General features: G+C 48.1%; 1 protein-coding gene and 1 pseudogene. Both read right to left on the reverse strand.

What is annotated here, in order from left to right; all coding sequences use genetic code 11:
- Positions 1-413: dimethyl sulfoxide reductase anchor subunit family protein (locus R8N49_RS29570; protein WP_318190752.1), on the reverse strand; the 413-nt coding region annotated here is incomplete at its 3' end.
- Positions 413-553: pseudogene (locus tag R8N49_RS29575) on the reverse strand (dimethyl sulfoxide reductase subunit B); the annotation flags it as partial. The pseudogene R8N49_RS29575 and the gene R8N49_RS29570, both read right to left, overlap by 1 nt.

Below are 553 nucleotides of genomic sequence, written 5' to 3' on the forward strand. Positions count from 1 at the left end.
GTTTCGATTTGGTAAACATTTGCCATCGCGAACATGAAAATCACGCCGACCGCGATAGACAACCAGTTCACGATTTTGCGAACGCCTTCGCTGCCGATTTTTAGAATCGTCAGCAACCAGTACAAACCCGCTAGAGACAGAAAGCTTGCACCCGTTAAGATCTCGTTAGATAGCGCCGCACTACCAACACGGTTTAATGCGTTGAAGGCACGAAGTGGGCTACCTAAGTGAGTGGTTGAGAACAAGAAACCCAATCCCATTACAACCAAAATTGCGAAACGAGCGATGTTCATACGAGGTTCTGTCACGCGTGGTGGCTTACCGAATTTCTCGAACGCATTAACCGTTAAGTGCGCGCCAACCGCTGTTTGAGCAAGAACCGTAAAGGCAACTAATGGTGCTTCGTATAACATTATTTCACCTCTCTTGGATTCTGTAGGAAACCCGTGCGATCATTGGTTGGGCGACCATTTGGATTTAGCTTCGCGATCAGGTTCGGACTCGTAATGCGAGAATCTGGCAGTGGTGCCACATCCGCGTTTGAACCGTATTT

This window comes from Vibrio sp. 1978 (genome assembly GCF_033344345.1).